At 39.8% G+C, this 19,405-nt stretch carries 17 protein-coding genes and 2 pseudogenes; 10 read left to right on the top strand and 9 right to left on the bottom strand.

Annotated elements, in window-relative coordinates:
* Positions 1-70 precede the first annotated feature (70 nt).
* From FTT98_RS09435 to FTT98_RS09455, 5 genes are all read left to right on the top strand, one after another.
* Positions 71-1,015, top strand: coding sequence for an ABC transporter permease (locus FTT98_RS09435; RefSeq protein ID WP_180054773.1), 945 nt, complete (start codon positions 71-73; stop codon positions 1,013-1,015).
* Positions 1,015-1,896, top strand: a complete 882-nt coding sequence (locus FTT98_RS09440) for an ABC transporter ATP-binding protein (RefSeq protein ID WP_180026987.1) — start codon at positions 1,015-1,017, stop codon at positions 1,894-1,896. Before FTT98_RS09435 ends, FTT98_RS09440 begins: the two co-directional genes overlap by 1 nt.
* Positions 1,897-1,977: 81 nt before the next feature.
* Entirely contained in the window at positions 1,978-2,994 is a 1,017-nt protein-coding gene (locus FTT98_RS09445; protein WP_180054777.1) for an isopenicillin N synthase family oxygenase, read from the top strand.
* Positions 2,991-3,872: a hypothetical protein gene (locus tag FTT98_RS09450; RefSeq protein WP_180021811.1), complete on the top strand. Its 882-nt coding sequence runs from the start codon at positions 2,991-2,993 to the stop codon at positions 3,870-3,872. The genes FTT98_RS09445 and FTT98_RS09450 overlap by 4 nt, the downstream gene beginning before the upstream one ends.
* Positions 3,873-3,879: 7 nt before the next feature.
* Positions 3,880-4,209, top strand: a complete 330-nt coding sequence (locus tag FTT98_RS09455) for a multidrug efflux SMR transporter (RefSeq protein WP_168377505.1) — start codon at positions 3,880-3,882, stop codon at positions 4,207-4,209.
* Between the two features lie 140 nt (positions 4,210-4,349).
* Here FTT98_RS09455 and FTT98_RS09460 read toward each other — a convergent pair whose 3' ends face one another.
* The 5 genes from FTT98_RS09460 to FTT98_RS09480 all read right to left on the bottom strand — a co-directional run bounded on the left by FTT98_RS09460 (position 4,350) and on the right by FTT98_RS09480 (position 9,439).
* Positions 4,350-5,150, bottom strand: coding sequence for a sulfite exporter TauE/SafE family protein (locus FTT98_RS09460; RefSeq protein ID WP_180021809.1), 801 nt, complete (start codon positions 5,148-5,150; stop codon positions 4,350-4,352).
* Positions 5,151-5,194: 44 nt separating this feature from the next.
* Positions 5,195-5,689, bottom strand: a complete 495-nt coding sequence (locus FTT98_RS09465) for a flavin reductase (RefSeq protein ID WP_180177316.1) — start codon at positions 5,687-5,689, stop codon at positions 5,195-5,197.
* A 103-nt stretch (positions 5,690-5,792) separates the two neighbouring features.
* On the bottom strand, positions 5,793-6,821 hold the full coding sequence (locus FTT98_RS09470; protein ID WP_180048945.1) for a methionine synthase: 1,029 nt from the start codon (positions 6,819-6,821) through the stop codon (positions 5,793-5,795).
* A 269-nt stretch (positions 6,822-7,090) separates the two neighbouring features.
* On the bottom strand, positions 7,091-8,080 hold the full coding sequence (locus tag FTT98_RS09475; protein WP_180177317.1) for a putative oxygenase MesX: 990 nt from the start codon (positions 8,078-8,080) through the stop codon (positions 7,091-7,093).
* Between the two features lie 471 nt (positions 8,081-8,551).
* Entirely contained in the window at positions 8,552-9,439 is an 888-nt protein-coding gene (locus FTT98_RS09480) for an NAD(P)/FAD-dependent oxidoreductase (protein WP_180177318.1), read from the bottom strand.
* A gap of 125 nt (positions 9,440-9,564) precedes the next feature.
* Between FTT98_RS09480 and FTT98_RS09485 the strand changes: the two genes are divergently transcribed.
* Together FTT98_RS09485 and FTT98_RS09490 are read left to right on the top strand one after the other, a co-directional pair.
* Positions 9,565-10,005 carry an Rrf2 family transcriptional regulator gene (locus tag FTT98_RS09485; protein ID WP_180116982.1) on the top strand — a complete coding sequence of 147 codons (441 nt, stop codon included), beginning with the start codon at positions 9,565-9,567 and terminating at the stop codon, positions 10,003-10,005.
* A gap of 145 nt (positions 10,006-10,150) precedes the next feature.
* Entirely contained in the window at positions 10,151-10,819 is a 669-nt protein-coding gene (locus FTT98_RS09490; protein WP_180064195.1) for an epoxyqueuosine reductase QueH, read from the top strand.
* Between the two features lie 97 nt (positions 10,820-10,916).
* On the opposite strand, the gene FTT98_RS09495 is transcribed toward FTT98_RS09490, so the two are convergent.
* The 3 genes from FTT98_RS09495 to FTT98_RS09505 are packed head-to-tail and all read right to left on the bottom strand — an operon-like array spanning position 10,917 to position 12,585.
* Complete coding sequence (locus FTT98_RS09495) at positions 10,917-11,939, bottom strand: ABC transporter substrate-binding protein (protein WP_180177319.1); 1,023 nt, start codon at positions 11,937-11,939, stop codon at positions 10,917-10,919.
* Positions 11,936-12,133 (bottom strand): hypothetical protein, encoded by a 198-nt coding sequence (locus FTT98_RS09500; RefSeq protein WP_168377511.1) that lies wholly within the window; start codon positions 12,131-12,133, stop codon positions 11,936-11,938. The genes FTT98_RS09495 and FTT98_RS09500 overlap by 4 nt, the downstream gene beginning before the upstream one ends.
* A gap of 11 nt (positions 12,134-12,144) precedes the next feature.
* A complete protein-coding gene (locus FTT98_RS09505) occupies positions 12,145-12,585 on the bottom strand; it encodes a CopG family ribbon-helix-helix protein (RefSeq protein ID WP_078190923.1) in 441 nt (146 codons plus the stop codon).
* A gap of 447 nt (positions 12,586-13,032) precedes the next feature.
* Between FTT98_RS09505 and FTT98_RS09510 the strand changes: the two genes are divergently transcribed.
* The 3 genes and pseudogenes from FTT98_RS09510 to FTT98_RS09520 all read left to right on the top strand — a co-directional run bounded on the left by FTT98_RS09510 (position 13,033) and on the right by FTT98_RS09520 (position 17,972).
* A complete protein-coding gene (locus FTT98_RS09510) occupies positions 13,033-14,115 on the top strand; it encodes a putative zinc-binding metallopeptidase (protein ID WP_180177320.1) in 1,083 nt (360 codons plus the stop codon).
* Positions 14,116-14,303: 188 nt separating this feature from the next.
* A pseudogene (locus FTT98_RS09515) lies at positions 14,304-16,253 on the top strand (lipase family alpha/beta hydrolase).
* A 99-nt stretch (positions 16,254-16,352) separates the two neighbouring features.
* A complete protein-coding gene (locus tag FTT98_RS09520) occupies positions 16,353-17,972 on the top strand; it encodes an AAA family ATPase (RefSeq protein WP_180177321.1) in 1,620 nt (539 codons plus the stop codon).
* Between the two features lie 26 nt (positions 17,973-17,998).
* Here FTT98_RS09520 and FTT98_RS09525 read toward each other — a convergent pair.
* Positions 17,999-19,405, bottom strand: a pseudogene (locus FTT98_RS09525) (IS66 family transposase); the annotation flags it as partial.

Genomic DNA, 19,405 nt, shown 5'->3' on the forward strand with positions numbered 1-19,405 from the left:
TGTGTTTGGCATTCAAATTGCTTAATAGTATTACGTTTTATTAAAAAAGTAATATTGGGGCTTGGTCAGTATGGGTTATGTCGCAAGAGAGCTCAGTCCAAAAAGCAAGCTATTGCTTGGCTTAGGATCATTTTTAATCCCTGTGCTCATTTGGTGTGCAGTGAGTTATTTGCCATTTTTATGGCATCCGCAGGTGCAAATTACTCAGTCTGGCAGTGTGCCTTATTTTCAGGTCGATAGCCGTGTAGACAAAGCGGTGTTTTATGCTGAAGCGCAATCTGCGGTCAATGCAGGCGCAGAACCGCCGCAAGGTAAACTGGTCAATCCAATCTATCTACCTGCACCGCATGAAGTGGCAAAAGCATTAGTTACGGCTTTTATAACTCCACCAGCTCAGCCTGATGCCCCATGGTTTCATCAAAGCTTATGGCACAGTATTAAAATTGTGTTCAGCGCATTTTTTATTGCCTCTCTCATCGGTATTCCGCTGGGTATTCTTTGCGGTTTTTCTCAAAAAATATCACAACTGACCGAACCCTTTGTTGAGTTTTTCCGCTACTTGCCCGCTCCTGCTTTTGGTGCATTAGCCGTTGCGATTTTAGGTATTAATGATGCACCTAAAATCGCCATTATCGTGATTGGTACGCTGTTTCAGCAAATTCTGATTATTGCCAATACCACACGGATGGTTGACCGTGGCCTGATCGAAGCAGGTTTTACGCTGGGCACCAATAAATTGAAAAGCTTATTTCATGTGGTGATTCCAGCAGCGCTTCCTGATATTTACCGCGACTTGCGTGTATTACTCGGCTGGGCTTGGACCTATCTGATCGTATCTGAACTGATCGGCACAACCTCTGGGATTACCTGGTTTATCACCCAACAAGCGCGTTACCAAAACTTTGACAATGTCTATGCCGCGATCCTCATCATTGGGGTGATTGGTTTGGTGTGCGATGTGGTGCTAATGAAACTCGGTCAACGTCTATTTAAATGGAAAGCAGGAGCAAAATAATGAACAGCACAGAGTTTAATGCCACCACTTATTTCGATGCAATTTATGCACGCCCTGTCATTTTAGAAGCAAAAAAACTTACACAAAGTTTCAAGCACGGCAAAACTAAACGCACTATTTTAAATCAGTTGGATTTAAAGATTCATAAACGTGAATTTATCTGCGTGATTGGCCCATCGGGTTGCGGTAAATCGACCTTTAGCCGAATTGTGGCTGGGCTTGATCCTTACAGTAGCGGCGAATTGCTGGTCGATGGACAAGCCATTGAAGGCCCAAGCCCTGAGCGTGGCATGGTGTTTCAAGGCTACACGCTTTTTCCATGGAAAACGGTCAAAGAAAATGTAATGTTTGGCCCTTTAATGAAAGGTGCCAGCAATGCTTCGGCTGAATCCAGCGCCCGCGAATGGATTGATATTATTGGTCTAGAAAAATACCAAGATCAGTACCCGCATCAGCTGTCTGGCGGAATGAAACAGCGCGTTGCTATTGCCCGCGCATTGGTCAATGAACCCAAAATATTATTGATGGATGAGCCGTTTGGCGCGCTTGACCCGCATACCCGTCAAAAAATGCAAAAACATTTAATGGATCTTTGGCAAAACATTGATATCACCATCATTTTTGTGACCCACGACATGGATGAAGCCATTTTATTGGCGGATCGTATTGTGGCGCTCAAAGCCAATCCTGGTGAAATTAAAGAAATTATTGAGGTCGATTTACCCCGTCCTCGTAATCCTGAACTCATGCTGAGTCCTGAATTTAAACAACTGCGCGAACGGGTGGATTTCTTGGTACATGCGCAGGAAGACGAGCTCGACCCAGCGATGGAAAACCTACCGAAAATTCCGCGTATGACTCAAGTCAGTACGCAAAAATAACTGGATTAATCCCTCTTCATCTTTAGGACGGCCTAAATGATGTACTACAGCGTTGGACGGCCAACTTTATAGGAATTGAAGATGAATGAATCTTATGTTTTGCCACTTGTAGATATTTCAAAAATGCAAAGCACGGTACTGTCAGAACGCTTAGAGGTGGCAACCGCGTTGGATCAAGCCTGTAAAGATGTTGGTTTTCTATATTTAAAAGGTGATCAGTTCAATTTTGATTTTGCGACATCATTGATTCAGGTGGCAAAGCGCTATTTCCAACAAGATACCGCCAGTAAAATGCAACACTATATTGGGCTGTCGAAAAATCATAGTGGCTATGTGCCAATTGGTGAAGAACAATTTGCAGGCAACAGCTATGACTTAAAAGAAGCCTATGACGTCAATTATGATTACCACGGCGAAACTAAGGCATTTCCTTTAATTGGCCCTACTTTATGGCCAGATGATGCCACATTTAAAAGTACAGTCAGTGATTATTACCACCATTTACGCAGTATTAGTGAGCAGATTTTTCAGGCCTTTGCTTTAGCTTTGAATGTAGATGAGCATTTTTTTGAGCGCAAAATTACCCATCCGACCAGCCAACTGCGTCTAATTCATTATCCGTATAACCCTGAAGTGAAAGATGCCGAAGGTATTGGCGCGCATACAGATTATGAGTGCTTTACACTGCTCTTACCGACTGCACCAGGTTTGCAGGTACTAAATAAACAAGGTGAATGGATGGATATTCCATTGATTGAAAATACCTTGGTGATGAATATTGGCGACATGATGGAAATTTTGTCGAATGGCAAATATTTGGCCACCAAACACCGTGTTAAAAAAGTCTCTGAAGAACGCTACTCTTTCCCCTTATTCTGCGCCTGCAATTACGACACGATCATTGAGCCAGTACATTCAACTGAAGCGCCTAAATATCAGCCCTTAATTGGTGGTGAACATTTATTTAATCAAACCGCGCAAACCTTTAGTTATCTCAAAAAACGTATCGCTTCAGGAGAGCTAAGTCTTAGAAATGCTGTGCCATTGTCATCATTTGGTATGGATGAAAATACAGAAGCACAAGGAGCAAGCGCATGAATCTATTTCAGGCTTTAGCACAACTTCCAGCCAGCCAAGAGGTTTCAGGTCCTATTCCAGACTATTTATATGGTGCTTTTCGCCGTAAAAGCATTAGTTTTTCAAATGGTTTGACGGATGAAAAGACCATTGTGTATTGGTTTCAGTCACGTAGTTTCACCATCGATCTACGTTTAAAAAGCCAAGAAAATACGCCAGTGAATGAGCGTCAAGGCTGGATTGGTAACACCCTATGGGATGCTAAACAACAATTATTGTCTTGGGACGTTAAAGCACACTCAAATTATCAAAATCATGTGCAATGGCCAGAACCTGCAAAACTACATGCGATTGGCAACTGTATTTTAGAATTCTCTCCAAGCAATGCGTATGTCGAAGACTGGCGTCAACAAGTGCATGAAGGGTTATTTTTAGGCCTGCGCTTGAAGTCAGCTTTAGATGTAGAAAGCCATCAGCCATTGCAGATGGATGGCGGTTTAATTATTTGTGATAAGCATGTGGCCTTTGCACTGAGTCGTTTACCTACAGATCAGCAAACTGTTGCCAGCATCGATATATCATCTGCACCTACTATGTATGAAACGGTGATTGAAAGCTTTGAAGTATCCATCGCTGTAGATGGTCTGCATAAGCACTATACAACGACTTCATCTCAGCAAGATCAACCACTTAACTTTGATCATTTCAAAGTTATTGATGAAACACATTTAATGCAAAACGTCATTATTAATGGTCAAGCAATACAGCTGATGTTCGAGGTGGATATTTATGTTCCACATTATGCATTTCAGCGTCGCACTGATACCACGACAGAAAGTACAGATTGGTTGCAAAATGAAAAACAGCACCTCTTGTACCATGCCGTAGAATGTCTATAGGAAATCAATGTCGTTTATATATTTGCTCATCGCAATCATTGCTGAAGTGATTGCCACGTCCGCCTTAAAAGCCAGCAATGGCTTTACTGAACTAGTACCGATTATTTTTACCGTATTGGGCTATGCCATTGCACTCTTCTTTTTAGGTTTGACCTTTAAATCGATTCCAATGGGATTGGCCTACGCCATGTGGTCTGCTGCAGGCATTGTACTGATTTCTTGTGTGGGCTGGATTGTGTTTAAACAAAATTTAGACCTGCCTGCCATGATTGGTTTGGCCTTTATTTTATTGGGTATTGTGATTATTAATGTTTTTTCTAAAAGCACAGAGCTTTGAAATGTCAGTTTTAAAATGAAGTTTTTAAATAATATCTCTGAAATTTTAAAGACTTAAATTGCTATAGATAAAAATGCTCTAGCTTGCTGTTGCACACTAGAGCATATGTTTCGAATGAATTAACTGTGATCAGTCGGCTTCTATAAAATGCCTTTCACTAGAAAAAAGCATCCAACAATACATAACAGCACAGCAAAACATTTTTTCAGTACTGCTGGTGAAAGCGCATGCGCAGTTTTCGCGCCATATTTAGCCGTAAAGAAACTCATCACACTAATGCCCAAAAAGGCATAGATATGAATAAAGCCAATGGTATTTGGAATTTCAACTTGCTGTTGCATACCAAAAAACATAAAGCCTAATGCACCAGCAATGGCAATGGGTAAACCGCAAGCCGCAGACGTCCCGACCGCTTTTTGCATCACCACGCCATTTGCCGTTAAATACGGTACCGTAATACTGCCGCCGCCAATCCCGAAGATGGCCGATGCAACGCCGATACCCGAACCTGCTGCAATTTGTTTAGCTGTAGATGGTAGTGTTTTATTTGGATCGACTGGCTTTTTTGCACCCATAAACATGGTATAAGCCACCCAAAGTAAAAACACACCGACAATCATTTGCAGATGTAAGCCTGACAGCCAGCCTGCAATACCCGCGCCTGCAAAACAACCAATCGCCATAGACGGAGCTAAATTTTTAAATACAGGCCAAATCACAGCACCATTTTTATTGTGCGCCATCAAGGAGCTGATCGATGTCACAACAATCGTAGCCAAAGATGTGCCGAGCGCCAAATGCATAATCACATCGGGGCTATAGCCCATTTGGCTAAAAACAATATAGAGCAATGGCACAATGATGGTACCGCCGCCAACGCCAAACAGCCCTGCAGCAAAACCAGCAAATGCGCCAATAATTAAGAAAGTAATGAGTTCCACGAAATAGATACTTTTAAAGAGATGTATTGAAGAAGTTGACTGGTTTAAGCCAACTCCACTTGACCCACAGCATGATAAGCACGGTTGAAATACACCAAACTTTCCTCCTGCTGACTTTGCTTGATTGCAACCACACGGCACATAAACACACTGTGCGTACCCACTTCTTGAATCTGTTCAATCTGACAGTCAAAACTAACTAAAGCATCTTTTAATATTGGTGAACCTGTTTCTAATACAGTCCAAGAACCCAATTTAAAACGCTCTTCAGAGTTTAATTTGCTTGAAGCAAATGCATTGGAAATGTGTTCATGCTGTGCGCCCAAAACATTGACAGACAGAACTTTATTTTCAAGAAAATGCGCATGAGAACGAGAGGATTGATTCATACAAACCAGCAAAGTTGGCGGTGTATCTGTCACACTGCATACTGCTGATGCTGTAAATCCATACATGCCTGCTTCACCCTCAGTCGTAATCACGTTGACTGCAGTCGTCAATAAAGACATTGCATTTCTAAAATCAGTTGCTTCAATCATCTCTTCAATCTCAATGGTCTATATGGCTTATCTCTTTCTCAGTTTGGGCAATAGCAAATTTAATTTCCTTATTGCCCTTACATGAAACCGAGTCAGCTCGAATTTATGCGGTCAATTCTTGGCGAATAATGGCAGCGCCTGCGCTTAACGCATTTAGTTTGCCTTGCGCCACTTGGCGAGGTAAAGGCGCCATACCGCAGTTTGTTGAAGGATATAGCTTGTCGGCATCTACAAACTGAAGCGCTTTGCGTAATGTATTTGCTACTTCTTCTGCTGTTTCAACCTGATTGGTTGCTACATCAATGGCGCCAACCATCACTTTTTTACCGCGGATGAGTTCGATTAAATCCATCGGTACACGAGAGTTTTGGCATTCAAGCGAGATGATATCGAGCTTAGATTGCTGCAGTTTCGGGAATGATTCTTCGTATTGGCGCCATTCATTACCCAAGCTTTGTTTCCAATCGGTATTGGCTTTAATGCCATAACCATAGCAAATATGAACGGCTGTTTCGCATTTCAAACCTTCAAGCGCACGCTCTAATGTCGCAATACCCCAGTCATTGACTTCATCAAAAAATACGTTAAACGCAGGCTCATCAAATTGAATGATATCTACGCCTGCCGCTTCAAGCTCTAAAGCTTCTTGATTCAGGATTTTAGCAAATTCCCAAGCCAATTTTTCACGGCTCTTGTAATGACCATCATACAAAGTATCAATCATCGTCATCGGGCCTGGCAAAGCCCATTTGATCGGCTGATTGGTTTGGCTGCGTAAGAATTTTGCATCATCAACAAACACTGCTTTCTTACGCGATACTTCGCCCACCACAGACGGTACACTTGCATCATAACGATTACGAATACGCATCGTTTCACGCTTTTCGAAATCTACCCCTTCAAGATGTTCAATAAATGTGGTCACAAAATGCTGACGGGTTTGTTCACCATCACTGACAATATCAATGCCTGCATGGATTTGTTCATGCAAAGATAATTTCAACGCATCACGTTTTGCATCTAATAATTCTTCGCCTTCAAGTTTCCATGCTGACCACAATTTTTCAGGTTCAGCCAGCCAAGATGGTTTAGGTAAGCTGCCAGCAGTTGAAGTTGGGAGTAAAATGGCCATATTCGATCTTCTATCTCTATATTCTAAATTTCGCAAAAACAAAATGTCATCAATTGATTATTAAATTCATATTGAAAGTCCCTTCTCCCTATGGGATGAGGAGCATGCTCCGCAAGAGGATGAGGGCACTTTTCATATAAATCCTCTCCCTAACCCTCTCCTTAAAAGGAGAGGGAAATTTCTTTATGAAATAAATATTGATCAAAAATTAACTGATGCATGAAACATATTCTTTAAAACAGCTGCTTTAAATCACTCGTGATTTAAAATTAAGCTGCGTCTGCATTTTCAATACTATAATTAGCCGCCCACTCATTCAGAATGTCTTTATATGGCTGGATAAAGTTCTCTTCCGTCCATTTGCCCTGTTTAACCGCCAACTGGCCACGTTCAACACGGTCGTACACAATACGGGTTAATGAGTAATCGCCAAAGCTTAAGCTTGGTTGATACACTAAACCTGCTGTCGCATTGGTATTGTAAATTTCAGGACGGTAGATTTTTTGGAAGCTTTCCATGGTGCTGATCGCGCTGATCAGTTCGAAATCTGTATAGTCGCTAAGCAAGTTATTTGCTGAATAGAATGCCAATGGTGCAGTCGCATTTTCAGGTTTGAAGTAACGAACACTTAAGCCCATTTTTGCAAAATAGTCATCGGTACGTGAATGGTCATCATTGGTGTATTCCACACCTAAGATCGGATGTACATTTGCAGTACGGTAATAAGTTTTTGTCGTTGAAACACTTAAGCAAATCACAGGCTGTTTTTTAAATTCAGCTTTGAATACTTCTGAATTGATCAAGTGTTGATAAAGCTTGCCGTGCAAATCGCCAAAATCTTCAGGTTTTTCATTGAATTTGCAACCGAGTGCTGGTAATACTACGCTGAAGTCATAGTCACGTACATACGATGAAAAACTGTTGCCGATCATGCCTTCAATGCGTTCATTGGTTTTATGGTCGATGATGGTGCTCTTTAAAGTTTCAATAAACGGGAAAGTTTGACCATTACCCTCTACATCGAGTTCAGCGGAAATGATGTCAATTTCAAGTGAATAACGATCCGCATTTGGGTTATCACAGCTGGCCAAAGTATTGAAGCGGTTATTGATCATTGCCAATGTACGACGTAGATTTTCTTCACGGTGCTCACCGCGCGCCAAGTTAGCAAAGTTCGTTGTTAAACGTGTATTGTCAGCTGGTTTATAGTTTTCATCAAAGCGGATACGTTTGATTGAACATGCAAATTTATTACTCATGGAGATTCACAACCCTAAAATTAAAATAATCAAAATTTCTGTATGGAGTAATTTATACGTGAATCTTAAGATGAATAAAAATGATTTAACCTCAATACAAAGTGAGTGAAATTCATTTTTGGTAATTTTATAGGATGAATATATTTCAACTTGGCTCGATGAGAGCATTTTAAAAATAATCTGGATATAAATAATTTTAAAATAAATTAAATATAAACAATGCTTTATGATATTTTTTAATAAGTATTCATATCTATATTCTACTGATTTTTTAGGATAAAATGAAAATCATCGATAAGTATGTCCGCTTTTAGAATATGATTATTTATCGTTCTAAGTGAATTAAACTCAGCTTAAACTGAGAAAAGATCAAATTATTAACTGGATTTTCATTTCTTATATTTAGGTCCAAGTACCCAAATTTATCATTTAGATACTTGCCCTATATTTGTAAATTGCTATGCCAATACTTTAAAAAATAAAAGATTTCTGCACGACAATCCCTGTCATTGCTCCATCACCTACGGATAAAGCAACTGAACCGCCTGAACGTGTGACATCACCGCAAGCATAAATTCCTTTAACATTTGTTTCTTTTGCTGCTGACGTTTTAATGGCCTCGCCATATTCATTGCAGTCTATCTCTAAACCTAAATGATGAATCCAGTTCGATTGCAGACGAGTAACAGTCGAAACAAATAAGCCATTCAATTTAATTCGTTCACCATCTGCCATTACAACATCACAATGACCTTCAATATGGTCAATTTTACGCGTTTCGATCTGTATTTGACGTTTAGAAAGCTTCGCTAATAACTCATTATCCAATTGATCTACTGCAATTGCATCATTTAAAAATAAAGTAGTATTGCCCCAATCTGGCAACATCAACGCCATGTGCAATGAATGCATACCCGAAGCCAACATACCAATTTCACCTAAATTCAGTTCATAGCCATCACAATATGGGCAGTGATAAATAGATTTCCCCCAACGTTCGGCCAAACCATCAACTTTAGGCAATTCGTCACGTACGCCAGTGGCAATAATCATTTTTTCAGCTTGAATGTGCTGATTACCTGCAACAATTAAATATTTTCCATCAAGCGCTTTTACATCTGTAACCGTTTCAGCAAGCCATGAAATCGTGGAATACTTTTCTAATTGTGCTTTAGCTTCTGCTGCAATAGCACTTGGTGATCGGCCATCTTGCGTCAAAAAATTATGTGAATGTTCAGCAAAACGATTACGACGTTGCCCTGCCTCAATAATTAAAATACGGCGGCGCGCACGTGCTAAAGGTAAAGCTGCAGAAAGCCCTGCATAACTACCACCAATAATCACAACTTCATAATTCATATTCATATTCATATTCATATTCATAATGCCTATATGTAACTTTAAAAGTTACTATATCACTTAATATGCTTATAAGAAACTTTTAATGTTACAATCTATTAATTACCCTAATCATCTATTTCCTCATGCGTAAAGACAGTAAACTTTCACGAATGCTGCATGTCCTGCTGCACATGGCACGTGAAAATAAGCCTTTCACTTCAGATCAGATTGCCGAAATGCTGGAAACAAATCCTGTTGTGGTGCGTAGAACCATGTCTGGCTTAAAAAAACATGGATTTGTTGATTCTGAGAAAGGCCCTGGTGGCGGCTGGAGTTTGATTAAACCTCTGCATGACATTTCGCTGTATGACATTTACCTTGCTGTCGGTGAACCTTCTATTTTCGCCATTGGCAATGAAAATATGCAGCCAGATTGCTTGGTAGAACTGGTGGTCAATCGGGCACTTGATCATGTCTTTTTTGAAGCGCAAGAAGTGCTGATTAAAAACCTTAAAGCAACTCAATTAGACCAATTGGCGCATGATTTTCAGATTGAATGGAATCAGCAGATGAACACTAAATAAAATAAATGCATCTTCAAATTGATTTCAATTTTAAGTCGCTATACTGAATCTGACTCAGCTCCAACTTAGAAAAAATCAGCATATTCGAGCTTTGATATGTCCATGAATCGCTAAAATATAAAGTTTATACTTATAGCTTATGATTATGTCTAACAAACTTGACCGTCAGAAACTGACGCTCCCAACAGGTCATGACAAGCTTTTATTGCATTCTTGCTGTGCGCCCTGTTCTGGCGAAGTCATGGAAACTTTAATTGAATCTGGTATTGATTTTTCGATCTTTTTTTACAATCCCAATATTCATCCAGTAAAAGAATATGAAATCCGTAAAGAGGAAAATATCCGCTTTGCAGAAAAACACAATATTCCGTTTATCGACTGTGATTACGACACAGACAACTGGTTTGAACGCGCCAAAGGCATGGAAAATGAGCCTGAAAAAGGTATCCGCTGTACCATGTGTTTTGATATGCGCTTTGAACGTACGGCATTATATGCAGCAGAACATGGCTTTAGCCTAATCAGCAGTTCACTGGGTATTTCACGCTGGAAAAATATGCAGCAGATTAATGACTGTGGTCATCGTTCGGCTTCACATTATGACGGAATAACCTATTGGGACTATAACTGGCGTAAAAATGGCGGTGCTGTACGCATGCTGGAAATCAGTAAAAAAGAAGAATTTTATCAGCAGGAATACTGCGGCTGTGTGTATTCACTGCGCGATACCAACCGCTGGCGTATGAGCCAAGGCCGTGACCGAATCAAATTGGGTGTGAAGTTTTATTCCAATGCGATGGATGAAGAAGCTTGAGTTCTGCCCTTCGTTATTTTTTTATGGATATTAATTTGATGTTGTTAAGCCCTGAAATTTTTACATCATTCAGGGCTTTTTTTAGCTATATTTCAACTTATTTCAGTTCTTCAACCAACGTTGGATAGATTGATCCATCGACATCCATTTCGGTTTTATAAATGCCATTGCCAACATTAAATTTATTCACGTGGTAACTAGAACCATAAATCGAGTCAAAACCAGTTCCTTTTTTAAAGACTTGTTTATTGGCAGCTAAATCCAGTAAATGTGTCCCTCCAATAAACTGTTCATATTGTGCAGGATCAACGCCAACACGGGTCGACATGATTTTCACTGCATCGGCATGCGTTGCAGGGTCATTGATGTATTTAACCGTTTTATCCCAAACTTGAATGATTTTTTTCCATTCTTCTTTGTTGGCAGATAAATGCGTCATGTTGACGGTTAATGTGTCGTAAATCAGACCGGGTTTATCTTTCGATGTATAAATGATTTTAGAACCTGCTACCGCTTTCAAAGCTTGATTTGCGACCGGCTGCCACACAGCAATCGCTGCAATATCTGGGCTCGCAAATACTTGTGGTAGCTCATTGGTCATGGTGTTGACCAACTTCACTTCAGAGGCTTGAATTTTTGCATCATCCAACGCTGTAGCCAAAAGCAAATGATCAACCAAGCCTTTTTCTGTCGCGACACTTTTACCTTTTAGATCGGCAAGACTATTGATGCCATCTTTAGCAATGATGACATCATTACCCGCAGAATAGTCCGTCGCCATAATCATGACGCCTTTCGTACCGCCAGAACCCGTAACTAAGTTATCGCCGTTAGTGACCAAAACAGCATCCAACTGATTTGCTGCAAATGCAGATAGTGAGGCTGAATAATCAAACCATTTAAAATCTACATTGACACCGGCTTCTTTCAACCAGCCTTTTTCAATAGCAACTTGCCATGCGACAAAACCAGGCCAGTCGCTATAGCCAATTGTGATGGCTTTTGTATTGACAGTGCCTTCTGCCTGAGCATTTGGTTCAGGTGTTTTGGCCGTATTGTCACAACCACCTAGTAAGATGGCGGTCAAAACGGATGCAGATAAGCAGGCTTTTTTGATCATAGTGCGATTTCCCCAATGGCATTACAGTTAAATTTGGTATTGGTGTACAAAAACGATGGTGTATTCGGATTGCTGACAGATTGAGCATTGTGCTTTGCACGATTTGGTCTTTGGTTACCTGCATTAGCATGTGCTTGCTGTTGGTCTGTGATTCGGTCTTTAAACTGACCTTGCGATCGATATAATTGGCCCATTTTAAAACTCCTTAATTCTTTGCATTTTGCGGAATTGGCGGCATTACAGCGTCCATCAACTCCAAATGTCCTTTAATCACACCTTTAAGTGCTGAAAAATGCTGACTGATGACTTTTAGCTCTGAACTAACGCCTTGCAGAATCATGACTTCTAAAATTTTGTGGTCATCAAGCTGAATATGCAGCGAGCTCACCACTTGTTCTAAAAACTGCTGCTGTAAATCTAAAAGCTGAATACGTAGCGCCGTACTACTTGCGTCATAAAGTAAGGTAAACGTGCCAACCATCACTTCGTTGCGCTGCTCCTGATCGGCAATCAGATGCTTATTGATCATGTCGACAATGGCCTGAGAACGGCTTTCATAATGCTGATCGACAATTTTTTGATCCAAAGCATCGACTGTTTTTTCAGGCACTGTAATACTGATACGCGCCAGCTTTTGTTTAGGCACTGTTTTTCCTTATTTTTTTTGCTGAATATAGAAACCCGCACGGGCGCTCAGTAGTTCAATAAATAAATGCTTTAATTGATGCAGAAATGTTGCAGATTGATGGCGGTTCATATGCATCTCCTGTTTAAGTAATACAAAACATTTATTTCGTAATATCGATAGAAAAGCAGAAACTGTGCCAAGTGAGGAGCATGAAAAATGGTCGATTTTTTGGACTTTTAACTTTCTTTTAGATTTTACTGTTCATCATTTGTGCAATAAATGCACTAATAGCGACTTATTTGCACTATTGCTGCGATGTGTCATTTGATGAAGGACCATTTATTAAGGGCGTTGTTCTTAAGCAAGAGCATTGACCGACAAGCAACAAACTCTAAGTTCAATTTATTTCATCAACATTGAACATCATTTATACTGATTGATCATTCTATTTATCACTCAACGCCTATGAAGTATTTCAGCTGCGCGGTATGTTCTAACCAAATCTTTTTTGCCAATTCACACTGTGTCAATTGTCAGACTGCGCTAGGTTATATTGCCTCTGAAAAGCAAATGGGCTGTTTTGAAAAGCACAGCAGTACGTTATGGCTTGCCTTAAATCCTGAAATAAAGGGAAAGCGCTTTAAACCTTGTCATAATTATCAGCATCATCAGGTATGTAACTGGATGGTGCCTGCTGACAGTGAGGAAATTTATTGTGAGTCTTGCCTGCTCACGCACACCATTCCCAACTTAGATAACCCAGACCATATTGTGTACTGGGCACGATTGGAACATGCTAAACGGCGTTTTTTGTATTTAATGCAGCAGCTCAATACCATGCCGCGTCCTAAACGCAGCCAAGATGACCGTTTTGGACTTCGTTTTGATTTTCTGATGCCAACAGAAAATACACCTGTTATGACCGGTCATGCCAATGGAGTTATTACCTTGAATGCCAGTGAAGCAGATGTGATTTACCGCGAAACAACGCGTATAAAAATGGGTGAAAACTACCGTACACTTCTAGGTCATTTTAGACATGAAAGCGGTCATTATTATTTTGATTTGATCAAACATTTACACCCTGAACTGATTGAGGAATTTCGAGAACTGTTTGGTGATGAACGACAAGATTATAGTGAAGCTTTGAAACGTCATTATAATGACGGTGCTCCGCAAAATTGGGCGGATTACTATGTTAGTTCCTATGCCAGTACGCATCCTTGGGAAGATTGGGCGGAAACATGGGCGCATTATTTGCACATGATGGACACTCTTGAAACCGCCTACTATGCAGGATTAGTGGTCAAAACCAATAAGTCAGATTTGAATAATTTAGAACTGAAAGAGAACCCGATTGGCGCTCAGGATTTTGACCTATTGCTGCAACACTGGATGACCTTGACCTTTAATTTAAATGCACTGAACCGCAGCATGGGCTTAGATGATGCTTATCCATTTACGTTGTCGAATCCGGTATCGGATAAACTTAGATTCATTCATCATAAATTGCTCAATATGACCTTAAAAAACCAGCAGCACAATTAGATTAAATTTAATACGTGATATTGTTTGAACCTCAGATCAACTTTTCTGTATTACAGCATTCGTACATTAGCTTATAGAAAGGATGTATACGTAGTAATTTTCTTGGATTGAGCGCTGTAACACCTGCCCTATTTTTACTATTTTATAAAGGTTAAAATAACAAAAAATAGATGCCTGTGACCTTTCCAATGATGCCTTTCACGCATTTACCCGCTCGTTTTATGTGTATCATCAGCCTGAGTTTGCTCAGTGGATGCCAATTGGTCAAATTACAAGAAAATCAACTCAGTGCGTCACTAAATAATAAAACAGATAGCATATTAACCCATCAGAAGCTCAGTACATTTAGCCATCAAATCCTGTTAATGGTGAATGAAAGCGACCAATCTTGTTTAAATGCGCTTGAAAGCAGTATTCACAAAATGCGTAATAATGAAACTTTAGATATTGCTCAAGTCTATGCAGCAGCAAGTGAGCTGTACATGGCACGTGCTTTAAGCGCCGATCAAAATCCACAATGCAAAAAAAGCTTAAAACAACACAGCGGAAAATTAGCTTCAAGCAAAATAAAAATGTTTATGGATCAACAGCTTGCAGACTTTGATTTCAGTCTGCGCTACAGCTATGTCTATCTATTTAAATCCGCTCAAGCCCCAGAAGAACGCTTATTTGATTTGCGTCAGGGACAAGTCCGCACCTTTTATAATGTGGCTTTATCACGTTTAATCACCTCATCATTTACCCGTTTTGACTATCAGCAAATGCCTGAAAGTTTAATGCTGGGTTCATCGCTTTATCATTTTAACTATGAGCATTATCCTGAAATCAAAAATGCGGACATTGATAAATTACTGTCGAGCTATAATTTTAATTTTTCAGGCTTAAAAACCATTAACCGTCAGGAAGGCATTGGTTCTGAATTTGTCTTAGTCAAAAAAGCCACGGATCTGTCTGCTGCGCAGCCTTTTGTATTAGATCCTGAACAATATTATTCAAATAAACCCAACCCCAATATCCATACGGCACGGTATTTATCTGTCAGTGCGATCGCCGAACCTGCCAAGACCAATAGCAGCATTAGTGAAATTTTGTCGCCGCAATCACACTTTAAGGTTGAATTATTTAATCCCTATCAATTTAAAAAGGCAAAAATTGAATCCCAGTCCTACACACTAACGGCCAATTATTCTGTGCCTTATGGACTTTGGTTAGCCGAAAATAAATTAGGACGATCTGGCTATTGGACACTATTGAATAAGGAAGAACATTTGCGCATGCCACATGTGTTTATGTTAGAGCCGTATCAACCTAATAAAAAGATTATTGTCATGGTTCACGGATTAGCCAGCAGTCCTGAAACTTGGATCGGCCTGACCAATAACATTATGGGTGATCAAAAACTACGTGATCATTACCAAGTTTGGCAAGTGTTTTACTCAACCAATATGCCAATATTTGAGAGTCGTTTTCAAATCAATGCTTTACTCAAACAGGCATTTGCAATTGTTCAACCCAATACGCCTTCGGCTTAAGATGCTGTCATTATCGGACATAGTATGGGCGGCATCATTAGTCGTTTATTGGTTAGTGATGCAGATATTTCCGCTCAAGCTATTCCACTCATGAACTATGAACAAAATACACAGTTACAACGTCATCCAATTATCCGCGATCGTTTTGTCTTTAAAGCCTTGAAGCCAGTTAGTCGTGCAATTTTCATTGCCGCACCGCATCATGGTACTGACTATGCAGACCGCTGGTTTACCAATTTGGCGAAAAAAATCGTGGTATTGCCTTTAAGTTTTTTAAATGATGTCAATGTTGAAATCCCGAATGCAAAAAATTCAACGATGGGCCTGATTAAGTCTGGGCCAGCAGATTTAAGTCAACAATCACGTTTTATGCTGTTGTCTGCTGACATCATGCCAAATAAAGATATTCCTTATCATTCTATTATGGGAAATCAGACGCAAAGTACTGAACCGAGCAAAATGTCGGATGGCATTGTTCCCTATACAAGTTCTCATTTAGATGGTGCTGTGTCTGAAAAAATGTTCAATGGTGGGCATTCCATCCATGAGTCTCCAGATGCCATTTTAGAGTTGCGACGCATTTTGAGAGAGCATTTGGATAAATAAGCGTTGAATCAATAACGATTAAATTGCTTTATGTATTTATAAATTATCTTTTAAAAGCAGTGTTTTATTGCTAAATTAGCTCTATATTTTGGGGGCTATATGACAGAAAAATTATATTATTGGGCAGAAAATTTAGAAAACTACACATCAGATAATGATAGTGAAACTGGTTATGATGAAGTTATAGAAATCAAACGACTTAATTTCTTTATTGGTAAAAATAACGCAGGTAAAAGTAGGTTTTTACGTGAATTATTTAAAACATCTCAAGGTCAGCAACTTTATAACTCACTACAATTCAGAAAATTAATAACTTTTAAAAATAGGTTAATCGTTAGCAAAAAATATAACAAACATGATGATTACAATCATTTTTTAACAACGATTGAACAAATTAAACCGTCCAATATCGGTTCTGTAATCACATTATTCTCAAATTCGCTTACCCACTTATCAAGATTCAATCAACTATCAGGAATTTATTCAAATAATAATATTCAGCAAGCTCAAACATATTTTAATCAAGAACTTCAGCAAAACCTAAATCCTATTTTTACAAATACTAAATTTTATATCCCTATCTTACGTGGCATGCGCCCTGTAACCGATTTAGACGAAAAATATCCTTATATAGAGCGTGCACAAAAAGACTATTTCAAGAATCAGAATAAATTTAATCATGAAAATATAATTACAGGAGAACGCTTATATTACGAGCTTAAAGCTCACTTATTAGGAGAACCTGAACACCGAGAACTTATTAAAAAATATGAAGAAAAATTAAGTCAGTATTTTTTTGATAATGAACCTGTCACTTTAATTCCAAAATTCGGAAAAGATGAACAAGGAAATGAGATTGATGTCGTTCATATTAAAATTGGCTCAGATGCTCAAAGACCTATTTATGAGTTAGGTGATGGCTTACAACAAGCGATAATCTTAACTTATGAAGCTTATATAAAAAGTAAAGACAAAGCAGGCAATCCAAAAACACATGCCTTTTTTATAGAAGAACCGGAATTACATATGCACGCGGGTATGGTTCGTCAACTGATGAACTTCTACTTAAATGAGACTCCACATTATTATTTCTTTACGACACATTCCAATCATTTACTTGATATGGCAGATGAATCAGATCAAGTGATGATTCAAAAATTTGTTAAACAACCCAAAGCTGGTTCATCTAACAATTTTGATTTTAAAATTTATCGCTGCGACCGGGATCGTGACTTACTTGCTTCATTAGGTGTGCGTCCGTCTTCTGTCTATTTGGCAAACTGTACGATTTGGGTGGAAGGCATTACAGATCGGCTGTATATCACTAAATATATGGAAAAATATTTAGCTGAACTAGAGTCAGCTGATATGGAGCTTTATAAAAAATACCGTAGATTTATGCCGAACTATCACTATACGTTTGTGGAATATGCAGGCAGCAATTTATCTCATTGGTCTTTTGATGATGATTATCCTAAAACACGGGAAGAAAGAATCGAATTTTTAAAGCAAGACCGTGGTCAAAGTGCAACTGCTGTTGCAAGTGACATGCTATTAATTGCTGATGGCGACATACAAAAAAATTCTGAAAAAATAAAGTTCTTAAGAAAGGAATTAAATAAAGAAAATTTAATTATTTTGGATTGTAAAGAAACAGAAAATACTTTACCTAAAGATTCTATTCTTCGTGTAGCTCAGAAAAAGTTCAGTAATATGTAAGCGTCCGCTGAATCCCATACCAATTTTTAATTCGATTCAGGTTTCCAGCAGTGCGGCAGCAATTCTTCAATTTGGGTCACTTTGTGTGTCGGCAGCCTTTTCAGCACATCACTTAAATAGGCATACGGATCCAGTCCATTCAGCTTTGCTGACTGGATTAAAGTCATGATATTGGCAGCTCGTTGGCCGCTGCGCAGCGAGCCAGCAAACAGCCAGTTCTTACGTCCCAACGCCCAGGGACGCATCTGATTTTCAATCCAGTTATTATCTATAGGCAAATTACCATCATCCAGATAGCGGCAGAGTGCCTGCCAACGTTTTAGGCTGTAATTGATCGCCTTGGCAGTTGGAGAACTCGATGGCACCGTCAGATAATGTTGGTTGAGCCATTCATACAGTTGTTGCATCACCGGTTGACTATGCTGTTGCCGATATTCGCGGCGCTGTTCTGCTGTACTATCGGTCTTTTTCCTGAGTTCTGCTTCTATGGCATACAGTTTCTGAATCAGCACTAATGCCTGTTCAGCAACCTGACTTTTTTTGGTCACATGCAGTTCATGGAATTTACGACGTGCATGGGCCATGCAGCCCACCTCAATGACCTGGCCTGATTTAAAGCGTGCTTTATAACCACTGTAATCATCACAGACCAGATGACCCTGCCAGTCTTTCAGGAACGCTTCAGCATGCTGACCTGAACGGCTATCCTGAAAGTCATAGATCACCGCCTGAACTGGATTGTACTGTGTGGTGGCATAGGCCCAGACATAACCTTTCTTCGGTTTTTTCTCATTCTCACCCATCCGCATAATGGTGACTGGTGTTTCATCTGCATGCAGCACCTGCTGTTGCAGCACCACCTCTTTTAAGGCATTGGCCAGAGGCTCCAGTTCCACACCGCAGCGACCAATCCAGTCAGATAAAGTGGATCTGGACAGATCAATGCCAGCCCGCTGATAGATCAGGCGCTGACGGTACAGCGGCAAATGATCGGCATACTTCGATACCAGCACATGGCTGAGCAGTTCAGGTGAAGCAATGCCTTTATCAATCACATAGGCAGGCATCGCTTGCTGAGTCAGGGTGTCACACTGATCACAGACCCATTTGCCACGAACATGCTGTTCCTTGTAGAACTGTGCCGGTCTGAAATGCAGTTTTTCACTGATATCTTCGCCGATACGACGGAGTTGGCAGCCACAACTGCATTGGGTTGATGCAGGTTCATGCTCAATACGGATGGTGTGTAGATGATCTGGCAGCAGTCGACGTTTAGGTTTATTGGTTTTGGCGTTCTTTGACGCGCGCATCGGTTTTATCTGCATTTAATCGTTCTAATTCCAGATCAACGGCTGCGATATCTTCTTCGACCGCTTCGTCCCATAGATGGATTTGTTTTGCCGTTAAGTGTTCATTCTTTTGGGCGAATTTAT

The sequence above is a fragment of the Acinetobacter sp. YH12039 genome (genome assembly GCF_013420015.1).
In the GTDB taxonomy this organism is placed as follows: Bacteria; Pseudomonadota; Gammaproteobacteria; order Pseudomonadales; family Moraxellaceae; genus Acinetobacter; species Acinetobacter amyesii.